At 69.6% G+C, this 17,992-nt stretch carries 15 protein-coding genes; 10 read left to right on the forward strand and 5 right to left on the reverse strand.

Going from position 1 to position 17,992, the window contains the following annotated elements:
* Positions 1 to 90 precede the first annotated feature (90 nt).
* Positions 91 to 924 (reverse strand): hypothetical protein, encoded by an 834-nt coding sequence (locus tag AB0J62_RS00770; RefSeq protein WP_363862493.1) that lies wholly within the window; start codon positions 922 to 924, stop codon positions 91 to 93.
* A 280-nt stretch (positions 925 to 1,204) separates the two neighbouring features.
* Here AB0J62_RS00770 and AB0J62_RS00775 point away from each other — a divergent pair, with 280 nt between their 5' ends.
* The 6 genes from AB0J62_RS00775 to AB0J62_RS00800 all read left to right on the forward strand — a co-directional run bounded on the left by AB0J62_RS00775 (position 1,205) and on the right by AB0J62_RS00800 (position 10,666).
* A complete protein-coding gene (locus AB0J62_RS00775) occupies positions 1,205 to 3,475 on the forward strand; it encodes a sigma-70 family RNA polymerase sigma factor (protein WP_363862496.1) in 2,271 nt (756 codons plus the stop codon).
* A gap of 320 nt (positions 3,476 to 3,795) precedes the next feature.
* Positions 3,796 to 5,085, forward strand: a complete 1,290-nt coding sequence (gene aspS, locus AB0J62_RS00780) for an aspartate--tRNA(Asn) ligase (protein WP_363862499.1) — start codon at positions 3,796 to 3,798, stop codon at positions 5,083 to 5,085.
* 7 nt (positions 5,086 to 5,092) lie between these two features.
* The gene (locus tag AB0J62_RS00785; protein WP_363862502.1) at positions 5,093 to 5,950 is read left to right on the forward strand and encodes a phosphotransferase; all 858 of its coding nucleotides are present in this window, start codon (positions 5,093 to 5,095) and stop codon (positions 5,948 to 5,950) included.
* Between the two features lie 19 nt (positions 5,951 to 5,969).
* Positions 5,970 to 7,193, forward strand: a complete 1,224-nt coding sequence (locus AB0J62_RS00790) for a M20/M25/M40 family metallo-hydrolase (protein ID WP_363862505.1) — start codon at positions 5,970 to 5,972, stop codon at positions 7,191 to 7,193.
* Positions 7,194 to 7,199: 6 nt separating this feature from the next.
* Complete coding sequence (locus AB0J62_RS00795) at positions 7,200 to 9,761, forward strand: AAA family ATPase (protein ID WP_363862508.1); 2,562 nt, start codon at positions 7,200 to 7,202, stop codon at positions 9,759 to 9,761.
* A gap of 125 nt (positions 9,762 to 9,886) precedes the next feature.
* A complete protein-coding gene (locus tag AB0J62_RS00800) occupies positions 9,887 to 10,666 on the forward strand; it encodes an alpha/beta hydrolase (protein ID WP_363862511.1) in 780 nt (259 codons plus the stop codon).
* A 46-nt stretch (positions 10,667 to 10,712) separates the two neighbouring features.
* Here AB0J62_RS00800 and AB0J62_RS00805 read toward each other — a convergent pair whose 3' ends face one another.
* The 3 genes from AB0J62_RS00805 to AB0J62_RS00815 all read right to left on the reverse strand — a co-directional run bounded on the left by AB0J62_RS00805 (position 10,713) and on the right by AB0J62_RS00815 (position 13,621).
* Complete coding sequence (locus AB0J62_RS00805; protein WP_363862514.1) at positions 10,713 to 11,936, reverse strand: serine hydrolase domain-containing protein; 1,224 nt, start codon at positions 11,934 to 11,936, stop codon at positions 10,713 to 10,715.
* Positions 11,937 to 11,968: 32 nt separating this feature from the next.
* Positions 11,969 to 12,637 (reverse strand): DUF4097 family beta strand repeat-containing protein, encoded by a 669-nt coding sequence (locus AB0J62_RS00810; protein WP_363862517.1) that lies wholly within the window; start codon positions 12,635 to 12,637, stop codon positions 11,969 to 11,971.
* A gap of 141 nt (positions 12,638 to 12,778) precedes the next feature.
* Positions 12,779 to 13,621 (reverse strand): aminoglycoside phosphotransferase family protein, encoded by an 843-nt coding sequence (locus AB0J62_RS00815; protein WP_363862520.1) that lies wholly within the window; start codon positions 13,619 to 13,621, stop codon positions 12,779 to 12,781.
* Positions 13,622 to 13,690: 69 nt separating this feature from the next.
* Here AB0J62_RS00815 and AB0J62_RS00820 point away from each other — a divergent pair, with 69 nt between their 5' ends.
* From AB0J62_RS00820 to rsgA, 4 genes are read left to right on the forward strand one after another with little or no spacing between them, the layout of a single operon-like run.
* Entirely contained in the window at positions 13,691 to 14,422 is a 732-nt protein-coding gene (locus AB0J62_RS00820; protein WP_363862523.1) for a DsbA family oxidoreductase, read from the forward strand.
* 58 nt (positions 14,423 to 14,480) lie between these two features.
* Positions 14,481 to 15,092 (forward strand): DoxX family protein, encoded by a 612-nt coding sequence (locus tag AB0J62_RS00825; RefSeq protein WP_363862526.1) that lies wholly within the window; start codon positions 14,481 to 14,483, stop codon positions 15,090 to 15,092.
* Between the two features lie 60 nt (positions 15,093 to 15,152).
* Positions 15,153 to 16,424 carry a 3-phosphoshikimate 1-carboxyvinyltransferase gene (aroA, locus tag AB0J62_RS00830; RefSeq protein WP_363862529.1) on the forward strand — a complete coding sequence of 424 codons (1,272 nt, stop codon included), beginning with the start codon at positions 15,153 to 15,155 and terminating at the stop codon, positions 16,422 to 16,424.
* On the forward strand, positions 16,424 to 17,434 hold the full coding sequence (rsgA, locus tag AB0J62_RS00835) for a ribosome small subunit-dependent GTPase A (RefSeq protein ID WP_363862532.1): 1,011 nt from the start codon (positions 16,424 to 16,426) through the stop codon (positions 17,432 to 17,434). The genes aroA and rsgA overlap by 1 nt, the downstream gene beginning before the upstream one ends.
* On the opposite strand, the gene AB0J62_RS00840 is transcribed toward rsgA, so the two are convergent.
* Complete coding sequence (locus tag AB0J62_RS00840) at positions 17,427 to 17,903, reverse strand: DUF2231 domain-containing protein (RefSeq protein WP_363862535.1); 477 nt, start codon at positions 17,901 to 17,903, stop codon at positions 17,427 to 17,429. The two genes, rsgA and AB0J62_RS00840, sit on opposite strands and share 8 nt — an antisense overlap.
* Positions 17,904 to 17,992 lie beyond the last annotated feature (89 nt).

The raw sequence follows: 17,992 nt of genomic DNA on the forward strand, positions 1-17,992 counted from the left end.
AGCGACGGTGGATCGCCCACCCCGTGTTAGGCGATCCACCGTCGGACTGATGCGCCCGGCCGCCCCCCTGTTGGCGCCCGGACGCAGGTCTCAGGGTCTGGCGAGCTCGTCGAGCAACCTCCCGGCCATCTCGTCGGTGCCGGGCAGGCCTTCGATCCAGATCCGGGCGAGCTGGGGTACGTCGGTGTCCAGCCGCCACTGGGTGATCAGGGCTCGTACCGTCGCGACCTGCTCCGGCAGGTTCGGGTCGCGGCCGACGAGCGCCGCCGCGCGGCGTGAGCCGACGCGACCCAGTACGTCACCGCCGCAGAAGACGATCCGCAGGCATTCCGCGACGTCGACGAGCCGGAGCTCGCGGTCGAACGGCGACGTACCCGCGGGATTGAGCGGCTCGACAACCACCAGTGCATGGGTTTGCGGTACGGCAGTTCCACGGAACTCCGCCTCTCGGTAGAGCTCTCCCAGCCGGGACCGCAGGTGCGCCAGGCTGGACAGCCCGGTCAGCGGGTCCTCGCAGGACAGCGCGTGCAGGTAGACCAGCGAGGCCTCGGCCCAGCTGGAACTGAGTGCGCGTACCGCATCGAAAGCCGGCTCGCCCCCGGCGATCGAGCGGTACAACGCACTCAGCCCATCAAGTGCCTCCACCAGCGAGACTCCGTCGGTCGCCAACTGACGTCCGACCTCGTCCGATGCAGGCACGACATCGGCTCCGTCCGTCAGCGCCTCCGCGATTGCGAGGTAGGCGCTGTGGTCGGTGCCGTCTGTGCCGTGCGGCTCCCTCCTTCCGCACGGTTCCACCCCCGTGAAGTCCCCCGTGTCTTTTGACGACGCCTCCGGCCGGGTCCGGGCGGGCGACCCCGCCAGGTTCAGGGACTTGGCCGGACGCAGGTCGAACCGTCTGCGGAGATCCGCGAACAGCGACATGGCCCTCCTCGAAACAGCCCCGTCAGTCTCCCGACCGGTCGGCCGGAAGCGTCGTACGCCGAAGAGACAGACTCGTGAGCGGTTCATGACGCGGATTCGCAGAAGTTTTTTCGCGTAACTTCCGGCGGGGCATCTCGTCAGAGAAGGAGCACGGTTCCGTGTCAGGAAGGGTGCACCAAATAGTGCGCACAGCCCGTCTCTCGTGGGAGCCTTGTCTCCGGCAACTAAGTGACGGACCGTCACGTTGCCGAACAGACAGTCAGAACCCACGGGGAGATCGATGGACACGCCGCCAGGCCAGCCGGACGTAGCCGGCGACGCCGAACTGATCGCGCGCGTCCGCAACGGCGACCTGGAGGCGTACGGCGAGCTCTACGCGCGGCATCACCACGCGGCCGAGCGGATGGCCCGGCAGCTCGTCCCGGCCAACGACGCCGACGACCTGGCCAGCGACGCGTTCGCCAAGGTCCTGGACGCGCTGCGGGCCGGCGGTGGACCGGACATCTCCTTCCGCGCCTACCTCCTGACGACGGTACGGCGGGTGCACGTCGACCGGATCCGCTCCGGCAAGAAGGTGCAGTCCACCGACGACATCGCGTCGTACGAGCGGGAGCCGGAGACGTTCGACGACCCGACCGTCACCGGCTTCGAGAGCGGCGCCGCGGCTAAGGCGTTCGCCAGCCTGCCCGAGCGCTGGCAGGCCGTGCTCTGGCACACCGAGGTCGAGGGCGAGAAGCCGGCCGCGATCGCTCCCCTGCTCGGCCTGACCGCGAACGGCGTGTCCGCGCTGGCCTATCGGGCCCGTGAGGGTCTACGCCAGGCGTACCTGCAGCAGCACCTCGCCGACGTCGCCGGCGACCGTTGCCGTTGGACGACCGAGCGCCTCGGCGCCTACGTCCGCGGCGGCCTGACCAAGCGCGAGAACCGGAACGTCCGCGAGCACCTGGACGAGTGCGCGAAGTGCACCGCGGTGTACCTCGAGCTCGTCGAGGTCAACAGCGCTCTGCCGGCGCTGCTCGCCCCGGCCCTGCTGGGCACTGCGGGCCTCGGCTACCTGGCCGCTGCGTCCGGCGCGAAGGTCGGACTGGTCGGCTTCATCGTCACCGGTTGGAAGAAGGCCACCGAGAACAGCACCCGCACCGCGGTCGGCGCCGGTGCTGTGGTGGTCGTCGCGATCGCCGCCGTACTCGCGGCAATGGCGCTGACCGCCAACGACAAGCCTCAGGCGGCGATCGAGAAGCCGCCGACACAGCAGCCGACGCAGCCGCCCGGGCAGAAGCCGACGGTCCCGCCGGTCGTGCCGCCGTCGGTGAAACCCACCCAGCCGCCGGCGTCCAACCCGACGACGGCTCCGACCACTGCCCCGACGACAGCACCCACGACGGCCCCGACGCAACCCAGCCAGACCCCCACGCCGACCACACCGGTCCCGACGACGCCGAGTCCGACGCCTACAGTGCCGACGCCGACCACTCCGGTGCTCGACGAGGCGCTGGTGACGATCAGCATGCCGGGCGGCGGCGGTAGCCCGGCCAACCGGGAGACCGCGGGCGCGGCCAACGGGATCCGGTTCGTGATCACGATCAAGACCCCGGCCGCGAACGCGAACCCGGTGGTGATCGGCCTCAAGTACGGCGCCGAGCTCGAATGGCCCCTCACCGGCAACCCGCCGGGCTGGAGCTGCAACGCGACGGCCGGCACGTGTACGGCGAGCAACCCGGCGGCGCCGGCGCCGCTGCCCGTGACCTTCGACGCACCGACCGGCGGCACGGCCCCGGACCGTACGTTCACCGTCTCGGCCAAGACCGGCCGGCTGTACGACGACGACTCGGCGACCGTGCAGGCCCAGCCGAGCACCGACGAGAACCTGCTGAAGATCCTTGACGGCAAGGCCGACCCTGACGTCCACCACCGGATCATCACCGTTGCCCCGCGCACCGACCGCACGAAGGTGACGCTGAAGCTCAGCTACGGCTCCGAGCTCGAGTGGCCGATCGCCGCGAACCCGTCCGGCTGGAAGTGCTCCTCGTCGACCAAGACGTGTACGGCGCTGAACCCCGACCGTCCCGCGGCGCTGCCGGCGAACTTCGACGTACCCGATGACTCGTCGACCGCGGCGCGGACGTTCACAGTCGCCGCGACGGCGGACCTGGTCAGCGACACCGACTCCGAGGTACTGCCGGAGGTCCAGCAGGACGAGTCGCTGCTGCAGATCCTCACCCCGACGCCGCAGACCGACCCGAACCCGTTCGTCTACAACAGGTTCCTGCAGGTCAACGGCGCCACCGGGCGAAAGGTGACCCTGGACATCTCCTGGGGCAAGAACCTCACGCTGCTGCCGGTCTGGAGTCCGGGATGGACGTGTGACCGGACCACCGACATCCGGCGCGCGACCTGCTGGACGAACAACTACAAGAAGCCGCTCAACTCGGAGTGGAACGCCTGGTTCCCCGGCACCGGGTCGAACAACGCGATCACCGTGCACGCCCGGCTCGGCGGCCGCGAGGACACCGACAGCGTCCAGATCCCGCCGACGTCCTCACGTCGGTGAAACAGCTGCCGGTGAAACAGCTGCCGGTGAACAGTGCCGTCGGTGAACACTGCTGTCGGTGAAATGGGGTTGCTCGATCCCTTATTCTGGGTTTGTTCGCGCTGACGGAACCGAGTAGCGCCGTACACCACGTCCGAGAGAGTCGCCGGTAGCTGTGAAGGCGGCACGTGGAGCGGTGGCGAAGACACTCCCGAGCGGATGTTGTGCAAGAGGCCGGATCGCTGCGACATCCAGGGATCCGGTGAAGGTGTGGTGGCACCGCGAGATTCCCCTTCGCCCACACCTCCGGGGTTCGACACAGACCTGGAGGTGAAACAGCAATGCGCATTCTCAGCCATGAGATCCCCTCAGCAGTAGGCCAGTCCGTCACGGTGGCCGGCTGGGTGCACCGAAGACGACGGCTCGCAGCCGTCAGTTTCCTGATCCTGCGCGACCGGTCCGGCCTGGCCCAGATCGTCGTGAAGGCTCCTGAAGTACAGGCGCAGCTGGACGAGCTGGGTGAAGAGACGGTCATTCAGGTGACCGGGACGATCGCCGCCAACCCGCAGGCTCCCGGCGGCGCGGAGATCGTCGACCCGGTGATCGAGCCGTTGACCGAACCGGCCGCGACGCCGCCGATCGAGCTCTGGCGGCCGACGGTTGGCGCGGGGCTTCCCGTCGTACTGGACAACGCACCGGTCGCGCTCCGGCACCCGGTCGTCCGGGCCGGGTGGGAGATCGCCGCGGCGGCCATGCACGGGTTCCGCGAGGCGTTGAGCGGGCAGGACTTCACGGAGATCCAGACGCCGAAGATCGTCGGTACGGCGACCGAGTCCGGCGCGAACGTGTTCGCCTTGGACTACTTCGGCGGACCGGCGTACCTCGCGCAGTCGCCGCAGTTCTACAAGCAGCAGATGGTCGGGGTGTTCGAGCGGGTCTTCGAGGTCGGTCCGGTGTTCCGGGCCGAGCCGCACGACACGGTCCGGCACCTCGCGGAGTACGTGTCGCTCGACGCGGAGTTCGGGTTCATCAGCGACCACCGGGACGTGCTGGTCATGCTGCGCTCGGCGGTTGCCGGAATGCTTGCAGCAGTCGGTGAGCGGGCCACTGGTGCGTTGGAGCGGCTGGGCGTTGCGTTGCCGGAGATCCCGGTCGACGTACCGGTGGTGCACTTCACCGAGGCGCTGAAGATCGCCGGCGCGGACCCGGACGAGCCGGACCTGGCACCGGCCGACGAGCGTGCGATCGGCGAGTGGGCGCGGCGCGAACACGGCAGCGAGTTCGTCGCGGTCGAGGGCTATCCGATGGTGAAGCGGCCGTTCTACACGCATCCGCAGCCGTCGGACCCGCGGTGGTCGAACTCGTTCGACCTGCTGTTCCGCGGGGTCGAGCTGGTCACCGGTGGCCAGCGTCTGCACCGGCACTCCGACTACGTCGCGGCTCTCGAGGCACGTGGCGAGTCGGCGGACGCCCCGGCGTACAGCTCGTATCTGCAGGCGTTCAAGCACGGGATGCCTCCGCACGGCGGGTTCGCGATCGGGCTGGAGCGGTTCGTCGCGCGGTTGACCGGTGCGGAGAACGTCCGTGAGGTCACGCTGTTCCCCCGCGACCTGCACCGCCTCACGCCGTGATGCCCTGATGGACACCACCGAGTCGGTTGTCGCCGAGCTGAACGTTGCCCTAGGCACCGATTATCGGCTGGTCCGGCAACTGACCGGTGGGTTCCAGTCGGGCGCGTTCGAGCTGACCGGCGGCGTCGTCCTCAAGTGGACCGACGACCCCGGCTGGGCAGCACGGGTACGGCGGGCGGCCGAGCTCGTCCGTCGCGCCCGCGCGGTCGGCTATCCCACGCCCGCCTGGTTGGCCGTGGGCACGACGGCCGCGGGGTCGCCGTACCAGCTGCAGGAGTTCGTGTCCGGTACGCCGGTCCGCGACTACTCGGTGGTCGACCAGGCACTCGCCCGCGAGCTGATCGCCGTGTGCGAGCTGCAACGCGATCTGGTGCCGGAACCGGGTATCAGCTGGTCGGCGTGGTCCCGCGGCGTGGTCCTGGAGGGCTGGGACGGCATCTGGGAACGCGTCAGCAAGTACGGCGGTGAGACCGACGAGCTGCTCCGCCGCTATGAGTTGCTGTGCCGGCCGTACCGCGACGAGGTGCTGCCGGACAACGATTTCGTCCACGGCGATCTGAACCTCGGGAACCTGATCGTCGAGGACGGGCGGATCACCGGCATCGTCGACATCGAGGCGGCCGGCGCAGGCTCCCGCGCGTACGACCTGATCTCGCTCGCAACGTCGGCGGCGCGGGACGGCGCCGCACCCGGTGTGGACGAGCTGTTCGTGGAAGCGGCGCTGCGAGCCGCCGGACGGCCAACGGTCGCGCTGTGCGCGGGGGCGGCGTACGTCACCATCGCCGAGTTCGTCCGTGCCCGAGTGGGATCGGCCGAACTGATCGAGTACGGCGCTCGGAGGGTCCTCGACCTGCTCGGTGCCTGACCTTGGGCATGATGTGCGCATGACGAGTGAGGCCGAGCGGGCTGTGCTGGCGGCGATCGACGACGAGCGGATCGTCGCGGAGCTGCGGGAGTTGGTGCGGATTCCCAGCGTTGACGGGACCGCGGCCGAGAGCGTCGTACAGGCGTGGTGTGCTGAGCGGCTCGGGGCGCTCGGGGCATCGGTTGATCACTGGCGGCTGGATCTGGAGTGTTTGACGTCCGACCCGGACTTCCCGGGGATGGAGGTCGAGCGTGGCGAGGCGTGGGGTTGTGTCGGCGTGCTGGGTGGGGACGGGACGCCGGGGCTGATCTTCAACGGGCATGTGGATGTGGTGCCGGGTGATGCCTTCGACGCGCGGATCGAGGACGGCGTGATGTGGGGGCGCGGGACCTGCGACATGAAGGGCGGTGTCGCGGCGGTCCTCGGTGCGGTGGCGGCAATTGTTGCCTCCGGCATCCAGTTGCGCAAGCCGCTGGCCGTGCACACGGTGATCGGCGAGGAGGACGGCGGGCTCGGTGCGTTCGCGACGTTGCGTCGCGGTCATCGTGGCGAGGCGTGCCTGATCGCCGAGCCGACGGCCGGAGCGGTGATCCCCGCCAACGCAGGCTCGCTGACGTTCCGGCTGGAGGTACCAGGGCTGGCGACGCACGGCTCGACGCGCAGTCGCGGGGTGAGCGCGATCGAGAAGTTCACCGTGATCCAGACCGCGTTGCAGAAGCTGGAGGCCGCGCGCAATTCCGATCCGCATCCGCTGCTCGCGCACCTCGACCTCGCGAACCCGCTGTCGGTCGGCACGATCTCGGCCGGCGATTGGGCGAGCACCGTGCCCGACCGCCTGATCGCCGAGGGCAGGTACGGCGTACGCCTCGGTGAGCCGGTCGATGAGGCGCGCAAGGCTTTCGAGGACGCGGTCGCCGGTATCGAGGACGATTGGCTGCGCGATCACCCGGTGAAAGTGAGCTGGCCGGGCGGTGCGTTCGCGTCGGGGGTCCTGCCGGACGGTGAGCCGCTGCTCACCGATACCGTGCAGGCTGTGATCGACACGGGTAAGTCTGCCCCCGACGTCTGCGGCGCGCCGTACGGCTCGGATCTGCGGCTGTACGCCGGGGCGGGCATCCCGACGCTGCAGTACGGACCGGGTGATGTCCGGTATGCCCACGCCGCGGACGAGCACGTGGTGCTGGCCGACGTACTGCAGGCCGCCCGGACCTACGCCCTCCTCGCTGTTCGTCGCTGCGGCTGATCCACGGTGGCGCTGCTACGAGGACGGTCCCAGGAGCTCGGACGGCTCCTGGACGCGCTGCGCTCGGCCGGCAACGGTCGCGCTTCGCTTGCCGTTGTCAGCGGTGAACCTGGGATCGGCAAGTCTGCACTGCTGGCGGCCGCCATCGAGCAGGCCGAGCGGCAGGGCTTCCTGGTGGCCAGCGCGGCCGCACACCAGAACGACAACATCAGCCCGCTCGCGTCCCTCGCGCCTGCGCTGCGCGCCGGACCGGAGCCGCTGATCGGCACCGACGACTTCCTCGAACTGGCCTCACTCAACACCCAGCCACTCTGGCTGGCCGAGCGCCTCGCAGACCTCATCGGCCGCCGCCTGGCCGGCAGCCGCACGCTGATCGTGCTGGACGACGCACAGTGGTCAGATCCGCTCACTGCCTTCGTACTGCGGGTTGCAATCGCCCGCCTCTCGGCCGCGAAGCTGCTTTGGTTGCTCGGCAGCCGTCCAGGCACATTCACCGACCAACTGATCGAAGCGGTCGGCGACCAGGTCCCGGTCCACCACCTCCCGCTTCAGCCCCTGTCTGCGGACGCGATCCAGGACCTAGCCGCGGACCGGCTGAATCACTCGGTCGACCCAGCTCTCGCCGTCCAACTCGCGGGTGTGCAGGGCATTCCGTTCCTCGCCGAGCAACTCGTCGCCGGCCTGTACCTGAGCGATGCCGACGCCTCTGGTCCGCTTCCCACCGGTCTGGTCGAGGGCGTTCGCCGCCGGACCAGCGGCCTGTCCGAGCTGAGCCGCGACCTCGTGCGGACCGCCGCCGTCTTCGGCAGCGAGTTCCGCCTCGAGGACGTCGCCGTACTGATGGCTGCCCCGGTCGCACGGCTCGCAGCGCCGTTGGAGGAGGCGATCCAGGCCGGTCTGCTGACGGACTCCGGTTCCGTACTGCGGTTCCGCCACGAGCTACTGCGGTCCGCGGCACTGGCCGACGTACCGCCGTCGGCCCAGCGAGCGCTGCATGGCGCGATTGCGACCCAGCTCATGTCCGCGGGACGAGGTGCGGCTGCCGCGGCGCCGCATGTGCTCGCGGTCGCCCAGTCCGGTGATGTGGCTGCCATCTCGACACTGCGCGAGGCGGCGCGCGACCTGCTGACCACGATGTCGATCACAGCTGCCGAGATCATCCAGAACGCGTTCGAGCTGACGCGCCTGGACGATCCGCTGCGTGCCGAGGTCGGTGTGGAGGTGGTGAGCGTCCTGCTCGCCGCACGGCAGTACGACCGTGCGAAGGCGTTCGCCGACGACCTGCTCAGCGGTTCGGCGCTCTACCTCGGACCGATCACCCCTGAGCTGCAGACGACGGTCCGGCTACACCTCGCGCCGTACCAGTGGTCCAGCGGGCGTCTCGACGTACAGGAGCTCAGCGTCGCCGACCCGCGGCTGGAGGCCTACCGTGCGCTGGCCGGAGCAGAGGTTCCAGGGACCTCAGACGACCCGGTGGCGCAGGCGATCTTGCAGGTGGCTGCGGCCGAGCAGGCGCGCGCTGAAGGCAGGTACGCCGACGCCCGCGACCTGTACGCCGCGGCGCGGCAAGCGGAGGCCGGTCTGGGGAGCTTGCCCGACACGCTGGTTGAGATCGGTGAGCTGTACTGCCGGGCCGAGGCTGACGAGCTGCCAGCTGCTCTGGAGCGAGTGCGCGAGCTGATGACCGCAGGTGATTCTTCGTGGGCGCCGCAGCTCGCGGTGCTGCGCGCGCGACTCGAGTACGCCGCCGGCAACCTGCAGGAGGCGGAGAGCGCTGCCAATTCCGGTCTGCGCTGGATGGATCAGTTGCACGACAGGACCCTGGCTCCGGCAGCGGACCAGGTGCTCGCACTCGTCGCACTGGCTCGTGGTCACCTGACCCAGGCCAGGAAGCTGGCCGGGAGCGATCCGACCATCACCACGCTGCTGGCGATCGCAGACGGCGATGCGAAGGCGGTCCGCCGCCTGGCCGTCACCCCGCCGGACTTCCCCGACCGGATCACTCTGTTGCTGCAGGCCGATGCCACAGCTGAGTTGGCACGGCTCAGTCCGTCCGCAGCGAGCCGCGGGGCACTCGCGGTCGTGGCTGCGGGCAACGATGTCACTGAATTGCTGGAGGCTGTTGACGTGGTACGTACTGCGAACCGACCCCTGCTGCTCGCCCTGGCCGAAGAACGGTTGGGCCGAGCCGCTCTGGCGGCCGGTGATCGCCAGACTGGTGTCCCGGCGCTGGAGCGAGCGCTGGACAGTCTGACTGCTCTGGGCGCGACCGCACCGGCGGGGCGGATCCAGGCGGTGCTGCAGGCAGCCGGCGTACGGCGACGACGATGGGCCGCAGTACCGCCACGAGCGCAGGAGGGGTGGGAGTCGCTCACTCCGATGGAGCGCCGGGTCGCATTGCTGGTGGCGGAGGGGCACACGAACCGGTCTGCTGCCGAGGAGCTGGTGCTGTCGGCCAGCACGGTCGGGACGCACCTACGGGCTGTGTTCGCCAAGCTGGGGGTCAATTCGCGGGTCCAGCTGACCCGACTGGTGCTGGAGCGGTTCGGTCCTCCCCCAAACGCATGAGATTCGGGTGCACCGGGGGCCCTGAGCACGTGATCCGGCGCTGACAGATTCACCTGTTCACTCGATCCGGCAGGTAGGCGTTCAGCGGTTTCCTTCAACCAAGCAACCACGAAGGGAACCCCGAAATGAAACTCCGTCACCTGATCACAGTCGCCGCCGCAGCGGTTGTCACGCTGGCCGGCGTCACGACCGCGAGCGCCCAGACCGATCACAAGTCCAAGCCGACCATCGTCCTGCTGCACGGTGCGTTCGCTGATGCGGCGAGCTGGTCCGAGGTGGCCGGCCGGCTCCAGCGCGACGGGTACACCGTCGTCGCCCCTGCCGTACCGCTGCGTGGGGTCGCCTCGGACACGGCGTACCTGCAGGGCGTCCTGAACACGATCCCGGGTCCGAAGGTGCTCGTCGGGCACTCGTACGGCGGTGCGCTGGTCAGCGAGCTGGCCGGGACGAGTGGGGTGAAGTCGCTGGTGTACGTCGCCGCGTTCATCCCGGAGGCCGGTGAGACGATCGGGGCGCTGAACGCGAAGTATCCGGGGAGTGAGCTCGGACCGGATACGACCAGCACGATCGCCTACCCGGGCGGTGTGGACCTGCTGGTGAAGCCCGAAGCGTTCCACCAGGTGTTCTCTGCCGATCTGCCGGCGCGACAGGCCGCAGTCCTCGGTGCGTCCCAGCGGCCGATCAACGCCGCGGCGTTCGACGAAAAGGTCGCTTCGACGGCACCCGCCGCGCTTCCGAAGTACGCCGTGATCCCGACCGGCGACCACGCGATCGCACCGGCCGCTGAGCGCTTTATGGCCGAGCGCGCGCACGCCACGATCGTGGAGGTGCCGGGTGCCTCGCACCTGGTCGCTCTGTCCCACTCGAGCACGGTCACGCGCGTCATCGAGCAGGCAGCCAGCTGAGACAGCCGTTGGCCGGACCGCTTACCTCAGCGGTCCGGCCGCCTGGTCAGATGGCCTGGTAGAGCGTGGTCCAGAAGTCGCCTGCCAGCTGCACTGCGGACGGCACCGTCGTACCGACCTGCGTGAGCAGGATGCCGACGATCTGGTTGACCGGGTCGGCGTACGTCGAGGTACCGGCGCCACCGTCCCAGCCGAACTGACCGATCGGCGCGTAGTCGCCCCGGTACGTACGGACAGCCATCCCAAAGCCCCAGCCGCCCTGCTGTCCCTGGCCGAACGAGATGTGCACGTTGTCCCGGGCCAGCGTCTCGCGTGCGGCCAGCACCCCCGGTGTGAGGCTGTTGCTGGTCATCAGCTCCACTGCAGGCTTGGACAGGATCTGCTGGCCGTTGTGCACGCCGTGATTCAGCAGCATCCGGAAGTACGCGTGATAGTCGTCCGCGGTGGAGTTCAGCCCGCCGCCACCACCCTGGAAGGCCGGCGGAGCGCTGTGCCGGCCTCCCTCCGCCTCGTCCCACACCTGGAACTCGCCGGTCGCCGGGTCGGGCGCGTACAGCGGAGGCAGGCGGTCGATCTGGTCGGCCGGCACCCAGAACCCGGTGTCCTTCATCCCGAGCGGCTCGAAGATCCGCTCGCGCAGGAAGTCGTCGTACGACTGACCGGTGACCCTGGAGACGAGTACGCCGACCAGGTCGCTGCTGATCTGGTACTGCCACCGCTCGCCGGGCTGGTACATCAGCGGAAGTGTGCTGAGCCGGCGCATCCACTCGTCCTGCTCCGGCATCGGTACCGGTCCGTTCGGTGTGATGCCCTGCTCGAACAAGGCGGCCATGATCGGCGTACCGATCATCGTCATGTCCATGCCCAGCCCGAAGGTCGAGGTCAGCACGTCCCGGACCGTGATCGGCCGCTTCGCCGGCACGGTGTCGTCGACCGGGCTGTCGATCCGCTTCAGCACCTGACGGTTCGCGAGCTCGGGCAGCCACGGCTCGACGGGGTCGTCGAGCCGCAGCCGGCACTCGTCGAGCAGCACCATCGCGGCCGAGATCGAGACCGGCTTGGACGTCGACGCCATCCGGAAGATCGTGTCGCGCTGCATCGGGGCGCCGCCGTCGTGGCGCATGGTCCCGAGCGTCTCGACGTGCGGCTCGCCGTCGCCCCGGCTGACCAGGGCGACGACGCCGGGGATCTTCCCGGAGTCGACGTGCCGGGCGAGTACGTCGTGCAGCCGGAGCAGGCCCGCTTCGGTGAAGCCGTTGGGGGTGGACATCGTGGCGTACTCCTTCGATCGGGACGGGAGGTTCAGAGGCTGCGGGCGACGATGTCGCCGACGGTGGTGGTCGCGTGGATGGTCAGCTCGGCGCCGGCGCCTTCGGCGTTCTTGAGCGCGTTGTCGATCCGGCCGGTGGTGGTGCCGGCGTTCAGCGAGCCCGAGACACCGGCGGCGGCGCCGACCTCGATCTCGCCGACGTCGGTGCGCAGTTCGAGCGCGCCGGCGGCGGCCTCGGCGATCCGGATGTCGCCCTTGCTGGTCCGGATCTCCGCGGATCCGTTGAGGCGGCCGATCGAGACATCACCGGCGGTCAGGGTGAGGCGGGCGCTCGCAACGTCCTCGAGGTCGATCGAGCCGTGCGCGCTGTTGATCGCCACGTCGCCGAGACGCCCGGTGGACCGGAGCTCGGAGCTGGCGACCTTCACCTCGACCTGGGAACCGGCCGGCAGCTGGACGGTCACCCCGACCGATCCGGACGGACCGAAGTACTGGTTCTTGGCCGGGATCTCGATCCGCAGGACGCCGGCGTCGTACCCGACCTGGGCCGCCTCCGCCGCCTTCACGTCACGGCTCTTCGACGGGTCGGCGGGGACGACCTCGACCGCGGTCTCGGCCTGGTCGCCGGCGACGAACCGGATCCGGCCCGCGGGGATGTCGAGGACTGCGGAGATCGGCTCGGGGGTGTTGAAAGTAGGCATCGTCGTACCTTTCGATTCGGGAGAGCTTGTTCGATCGAGACAAGCTTCGAAGACCGCCCTGACACCGGGCAGCCGCCGGGCTGACACGGCGGAACAGCCGCTGTCAGCACCCGAACCGGCCGGCGACGGAAATCCCCCGAACTACAGCAAGCGTTCGAGCGCCGCGTGCCCAGCCGGTTTCCAGTGGGCCTTGCCGCCGGGGATGCCCTTCTCGCCGTTGATGCCCATCGCGATCAGGAACAGCGCACGGATCACACCCCACGCGCGAGCTCGCCGTACCGTCGCGTCGTCCGCGCCGTAGCGCTCGAAGAAGCGGTCGGCGGCGCCGTCCGGGAGCAGGATCCAGGCGGCGGCGAGGTCGTTGGCCGGGTCCCCTGCGCACAGCTCCTCGAAGTCGACGACGCCGGTCAGCGTGCCATCGCCAACGACCACGTTGGCAGGGTGCAGGTCACCGTGGATCCACAGCGGCGGCCCGCCCCACGCAGGCGCCGCCACCGCGTCCTCCCAGACCGTACGGAGTTCGTCGCGACGGCCGACGTACTCCTGGACCTCCGGGAAGCCCAGGCCGGGCGGCAGACCAGTCCGCGCACTGATCGGCGCCTCCGCAGGCGCCTCGGTGTGCAAAGCCAGCAGGAAATCGGCCAGTACATCGGCTGCGGCCGGGTCCGTGATCGGTGCGTGCTCCGCGGGTACTCCGTGAACCCAGGTGGTGATCAGCCACGGGTTGGGGAAGCGGTCCGACGGTTCACAGAGGCGGACCGGCGTGGGGACCGACAGCGGAAGGCGAGTGGCAAGCTCGGGCATCCAGCGGTGCTCCTTGCGGAGCAGCTCGGGCGATCCGTGGCCGCGGGGCATCCGGACGGCCAGGTCCTCGCCGAGGCGCCACATCTGGTTGCCCCAGCCGCCGACGACCTCCTGCAGCTCCAAGTCCGCCAGGTCCGGGTGCTGCTCTTTCAGGAGGGTCCGCACGAGTTCGTCGTCCATGGAGCGTCAGACGCGTCACACCGGCACCTGGTTGGGAATAGGTGCGGAAAGTGCCCAGTTGCGACAGTTATGCGCATTGATGTGTGGTCCGACGTCGTCTGCCCGTGGTGCTACATCGGCAAGCGTCGGCTCGAAGAGGCCCTGGCTGCCAGTGGCGACACCGCGACGGTCGTCTGGCACAGCTTCCAGCTCGACCCCTCGTCGACGAACGACGACCCGCGGGACCTGGCCACCCGGCTGAGTGAGAAGTACGGCCGCGGCCGCGACTGGGCCCTGCAGGCCAACGCACAGGTCACCGACATCGCCGCCGAGGTCGGTCTGGAGTACCACCTCGACCAGGCGAAGCCGGCCAACACCGTGGACGCGCACCGGTTGCTCCACCTCGCTCGCGAGCTCGAGGAGGCCGGCGAGGTGCCCGCGGAGACGCAGGGTCGCCTCAAGGAGCGCCTGCTCAAGGCGTACTTCACCGACGGCCTCCCGGTCGGTGACCACGCCACGCTGACCGAGCTGGCCACCGAGGCCGGTCTGCCCACGGAGCAGGTGCGTGAGGTCCTCGCGGGTACGGCGTACACCGACGACGTCGCGGCGGACCAGGCACAGGCCCTGGCGTACGGCGCGAACGGCGTGCCGTTCTTCGTCATCGACGAGAAGTACGGCGTGAGCGGGGCGCAGCCTGTGGAGGTCTTCCAGGAAGCGCTGCGCCGGGCGAACGCGGACCGGAAGCCGGTAACTCTCATCACCGCACCGGGCGCGACGACCGACGGTGACGCCGCGTGCGGCCCGGACGGCTGCCCGATCTGAGCATCCGCATCAGCGGTGGGTACCGGAAGTCGTACAAACCGTGGTGTATGAAGGAGGCATGACTGTCGTGCGCGCATTGGCCAGGCCGTTGCTGTCCGTAATTTTCGTCGCGCAGGGCGCGAACGCGATCCGCAACCCCGAGCCGCTGGTGCCGAAGGCGCAGCCGGTCACCGACCGGCTGGTGCCGATGGTGAAGCGGGTCGCGCCGGCGCAGGTCAGCGACCGGCTCCCTGACACGACCGCCAATCTGGTCCGGCTGAACGGCGCGGTCCACGTGCTCGGCGGCCTCGCCCTGGCGACCGGTAAGGGCCGTCGCCTCGGAGCGTCCCTGCTGGCGGCCTCGCTGGTGCCGACGACGCTCGCCGGACACCCGTTCTGGCTGGAGAAGGACAAGACCGTCCGCTACCAGCAGCGCATCCAGTTCATGAAGAACCTGGGCATCATGGGCGGTCTGCTGCTCGCCGCGGTCGACACCGAGGGCAAGCCGGGTGTCGCCTGGCGCGCCACACACGGTGCGAAGGCAGCCAAGCGCGAGACCAGGCGCGGCGCGAAGGCGGCCAAGCGGGAGACCAAGCGCGGCGCGAACGCCGCCAAGCGCGAGGCCAAGCAGCTGGCCCGCGAGGCGAAGCAGGCTGCTCGTCTCGCGAAGGCCGAACTCCACCTGGGCTGATTCGCCATGCCCTAGGCTCAGGGCTGTAGATACCCGAAATACCTGAGTCGAGGGAGTGGGATGAGCGAGTTGCAGGGCTGGCCGGCGCCGCGGGCCACCGGAGCCGTGAGCGGTACGGTCACGGTGCCGGGGTCGAAGTCCATCAGCAACCGTGCCCTCATCCTCGCCGCACTCGCCGACGGCCCGTCCCACCTGACCGGGCTGCTGGCGGCGCGGGACACCGCCCTCATGCGCTCCGCCTTGGTCTCGCTCGGCGTCGGCATCACCGAGAGCGGTGCGACGGTCACCGTCACCCCTGGCTCGCTCAAAGGCCCGGCCACCGTCGACTGTGGTCTTGCAGGCACCGTGATGCGGTTCGTGCCGCCGGTCGCCGCGCTGGCTGACGGTCTGGTCGCCTTCGACGGCGACGAGTACGCGCGGGAACGTCCGATGGGCGTGATCCTCGGCGCGCTGCGGACCCTCGGCGTACAGATCGAGGACGGTGGCACCGGGCGGATGCCGTACACCGTGTCGGGCACCGGTTCGGTGCGGGGCGGGAAGGTGACGCTGGACGCGTCCGGGTCGAGCCAGTTCGTTTCGGCGTTGCTGCTGGCCGGCGCGCGGTACGACGAGGGCGTCGACATCCGGCATGAGGGGAAGCCCGTGCCTTCCCAGCCGCACCTGGACATGTCGGTCGGTATGCTGCGCGAGCGCGGTGTCCAGGTCGACGACGCCGAGCCGAACCGGTGGGTCGTTGCCCCGGGCCCCATTCGCGCGCTGGACACGGCGATCGAGCCGGACCTGTCGAACGCGGCGCCGTTCCTGGCCGCGGCCGTCGTCACCGGCGGGACGGTGACCATGACCGGATGGCCGGCGCAGACCACGCAGCCGGGTGATCAGCTGCGCGAGATCTTCACCCGCTTCGGCGCGGAGGTGACTCGGTCGCCAGACGGCCTGACTGTCCGCGGCACCGGCCGGGTCGCGGCGGTCGACCTCGACCTGAGCGAGGTAGGCGAACTGTCGCCGGTGATTGCTGCCGTCGCGGCCTTCGCCGACGGTCCGTCGTACCTGCGGGGTATCGCGCACCTGCGCTTCCACGAGACCGACAGGCTGGCGGCGATCGAGACCGAGTTCAATGCGCTCGGTGGGGACGTCACGCAGCTCGAGGACGGGCTGGCGATCCGGCCGAAGACCTTGCACAGCGGGCTTTTCCACACCTACGCCGACCACCGGATGGCGCACGCCGCCGCCGTGCTCGGCCTGCTCGTCGACGGCCTCGAGATCGAGAACATCGGAACCACGGCGAAGACCCTGCCCGAGTTCCCCGCTCTGTGGTCGGAGCTCGTCAGCTGATGTCGCGGTACGACGAGGAGGCCAAGTACGACCGCCCCAAGCGCCGGACCCGGCCGCGGACCAAGGACCGACCCTCGTACGACGACGCCACCGAAGGCATCGTCATCACCCGCGACCGCGGCCGCTACACCACCTGGGTCGGTGACACGGCCACAGGTCACGAGGTCACCGCGATGAAGGCCCGCCAGCTCGGCCGCACCGGCGTGATCGTCGGCGACCGGGTCAAACTCGACGGCAATGCCACCGGCGACGAAGGCACGCTGGCCCGCATCGTCGAGGTCTTCCCCCGTACGACGCTGCTGCGCCGTTCCGCCGATGACGACGACCCGGTCGAGCGCCCCCTGGTCGCGAACGCGGACCAGCTGGTCATCGTCGTCGCCGTAGCGAACCCAGAACCGCGGACTGGTCTCATCGACCGTTTCCTGGTCGCCGCATACGACGCCGGCATGCGACCGCTGCTCTGCCTCACCAAAACCGACCTGGCCGACCCGGACCCGCTGCTGTCGATCTACCGCCCGCTCGGCGTCGAGTCGGTCGCCACGCACCAGGGCGGCGACCTGACCGAGCTCCGGGAGCAGCTGCACAACCGGACCAGCGTTCTGGTCGGCCACTCCGGTGTCGGCAAGTCCACTCTGGTCAACGGCGTGATCCCCGGCGCGGACCGCGCGACCGGCATCGTCAACGTGGTCACCGGTCGCGGACGCCACACCTCGACGAACACCGTCGTACTGCAGCTACCTGACGGCGGCTGGCTGATCGACACTCCGGGCATCCGGTCGTTCGGTCTGGCGCATGTGGATCCGGGCCGTCTGATCAACGCGTTCCCCGACCTGGCAGAGATCACCGCGGACTGCCCCCGCGGCTGCACGCACACGGCTGACGCACCGGACTGTGCGCTCGACGAAGCCATCCGCGAGGGCCGCGCAGACCCGGCCCGAGTGGATTCGTTCCGGCGCCTGCTGGCTTCTCGCGAAGGCCGCGAGCTCAGAGACGCGCCGGAGCCTACTTAGGCGGCAGCTGGCCTTCCCAGACCGCCCTCGCACCGGCGTCACCGGTACGCACCGTCTGCCAGATCACCAGCACCGCGATCACAACCACGGCCGCCTGCGTCACGAGCTCCAGCGGGCGGCTGCTCGTTGCCCTGTCACCCCTCACGCCGGCGAACAGCAGGAACGCTGCGACGGCGACGACCGCGAAGATTACGCAGTACCAGAACAGCAGATCGGCACGCTTCTCGTGCAGCTGGATCGCCTTCGCCAGCGTCGGCACCGCATTCACGAACGCCTCGCCGCTCTTCTTCGCCACGTACGCGCACACCAACGTTCCGACTCCGAGCACCAGAGCCGGCCAGCGCAGCAGCCGGCGCCACTTCGGCACCACGGCGAAGGCGATCAGGGTCAGCGCGGCCACCGGCAGCAGCACGACCGTCAGATGGATCACGAGCACGTGCAGCGGCAGGTCCCCGAAGCGCTCGAACATGGACAGCCTCCATGGCAGTCGTAACGACGTGGTCAGACCCTAATGGCACGTTCGACGAGGCTGTTCGGTTCAATTCGGGCCGCAACCGA

This window comes from Kribbella sp. NPDC049584 (genome assembly GCF_040675555.1).
Classification (GTDB): domain Bacteria; phylum Actinomycetota; class Actinomycetes; order Propionibacteriales; family Kribbellaceae; genus Kribbella.

Coding starts and splice junctions, on each gene's coding strand:
- AB0J62_RS00770 (WP_363862493.1), bottom strand. CDS start 924: ATGTCGCTGTTCGCGGATCTCCGCAGACGGTTCGACCTGCGTCCGGCC.
- AB0J62_RS00825 (WP_363862526.1), top strand. CDS start 14,481: ATGACTGTCGTGCGCGCATTGGCCAGGCCGTTGCTGTCCGTAATTTTC.
- AB0J62_RS00820 (WP_363862523.1), top strand. CDS start 13,691: ATGCGCATTGATGTGTGGTCCGACGTCGTCTGCCCGTGGTGCTACATC.
- AB0J62_RS00805 (WP_363862514.1), bottom strand. CDS start 11,936: ATGTCCACCCCCAACGGCTTCACCGAAGCGGGCCTGCTCCGGCTGCAC.
- AB0J62_RS00840 (WP_363862535.1), bottom strand. CDS start 17,903: ATGTTCGAGCGCTTCGGGGACCTGCCGCTGCACGTGCTCGTGATCCAT.
- aroA (WP_363862529.1), top strand. CDS start 15,153: ATGAGCGAGTTGCAGGGCTGGCCGGCGCCGCGGGCCACCGGAGCCGTG.
- AB0J62_RS00785 (WP_363862502.1), top strand. CDS start 5,093: ATGGACACCACCGAGTCGGTTGTCGCCGAGCTGAACGTTGCCCTAGGC.
- aspS (WP_363862499.1), top strand. CDS start 3,796: ATGCGCATTCTCAGCCATGAGATCCCCTCAGCAGTAGGCCAGTCCGTC.
- AB0J62_RS00800 (WP_363862511.1), top strand. CDS start 9,887: ATGAAACTCCGTCACCTGATCACAGTCGCCGCCGCAGCGGTTGTCACG.
- AB0J62_RS00810 (WP_363862517.1), bottom strand. CDS start 12,637: ATGCCTACTTTCAACACCCCCGAGCCGATCTCCGCAGTCCTCGACATC.
- AB0J62_RS00790 (WP_363862505.1), top strand. CDS start 5,970: ATGACGAGTGAGGCCGAGCGGGCTGTGCTGGCGGCGATCGACGACGAG.
- rsgA (WP_363862532.1), top strand. CDS start 16,424: ATGTCGCGGTACGACGAGGAGGCCAAGTACGACCGCCCCAAGCGCCGG.
- AB0J62_RS00815 (WP_363862520.1), bottom strand. CDS start 13,621: ATGGACGACGAACTCGTGCGGACCCTCCTGAAAGAGCAGCACCCGGAC.
- AB0J62_RS00775 (WP_363862496.1), top strand. CDS start 1,205: ATGGACACGCCGCCAGGCCAGCCGGACGTAGCCGGCGACGCCGAACTG.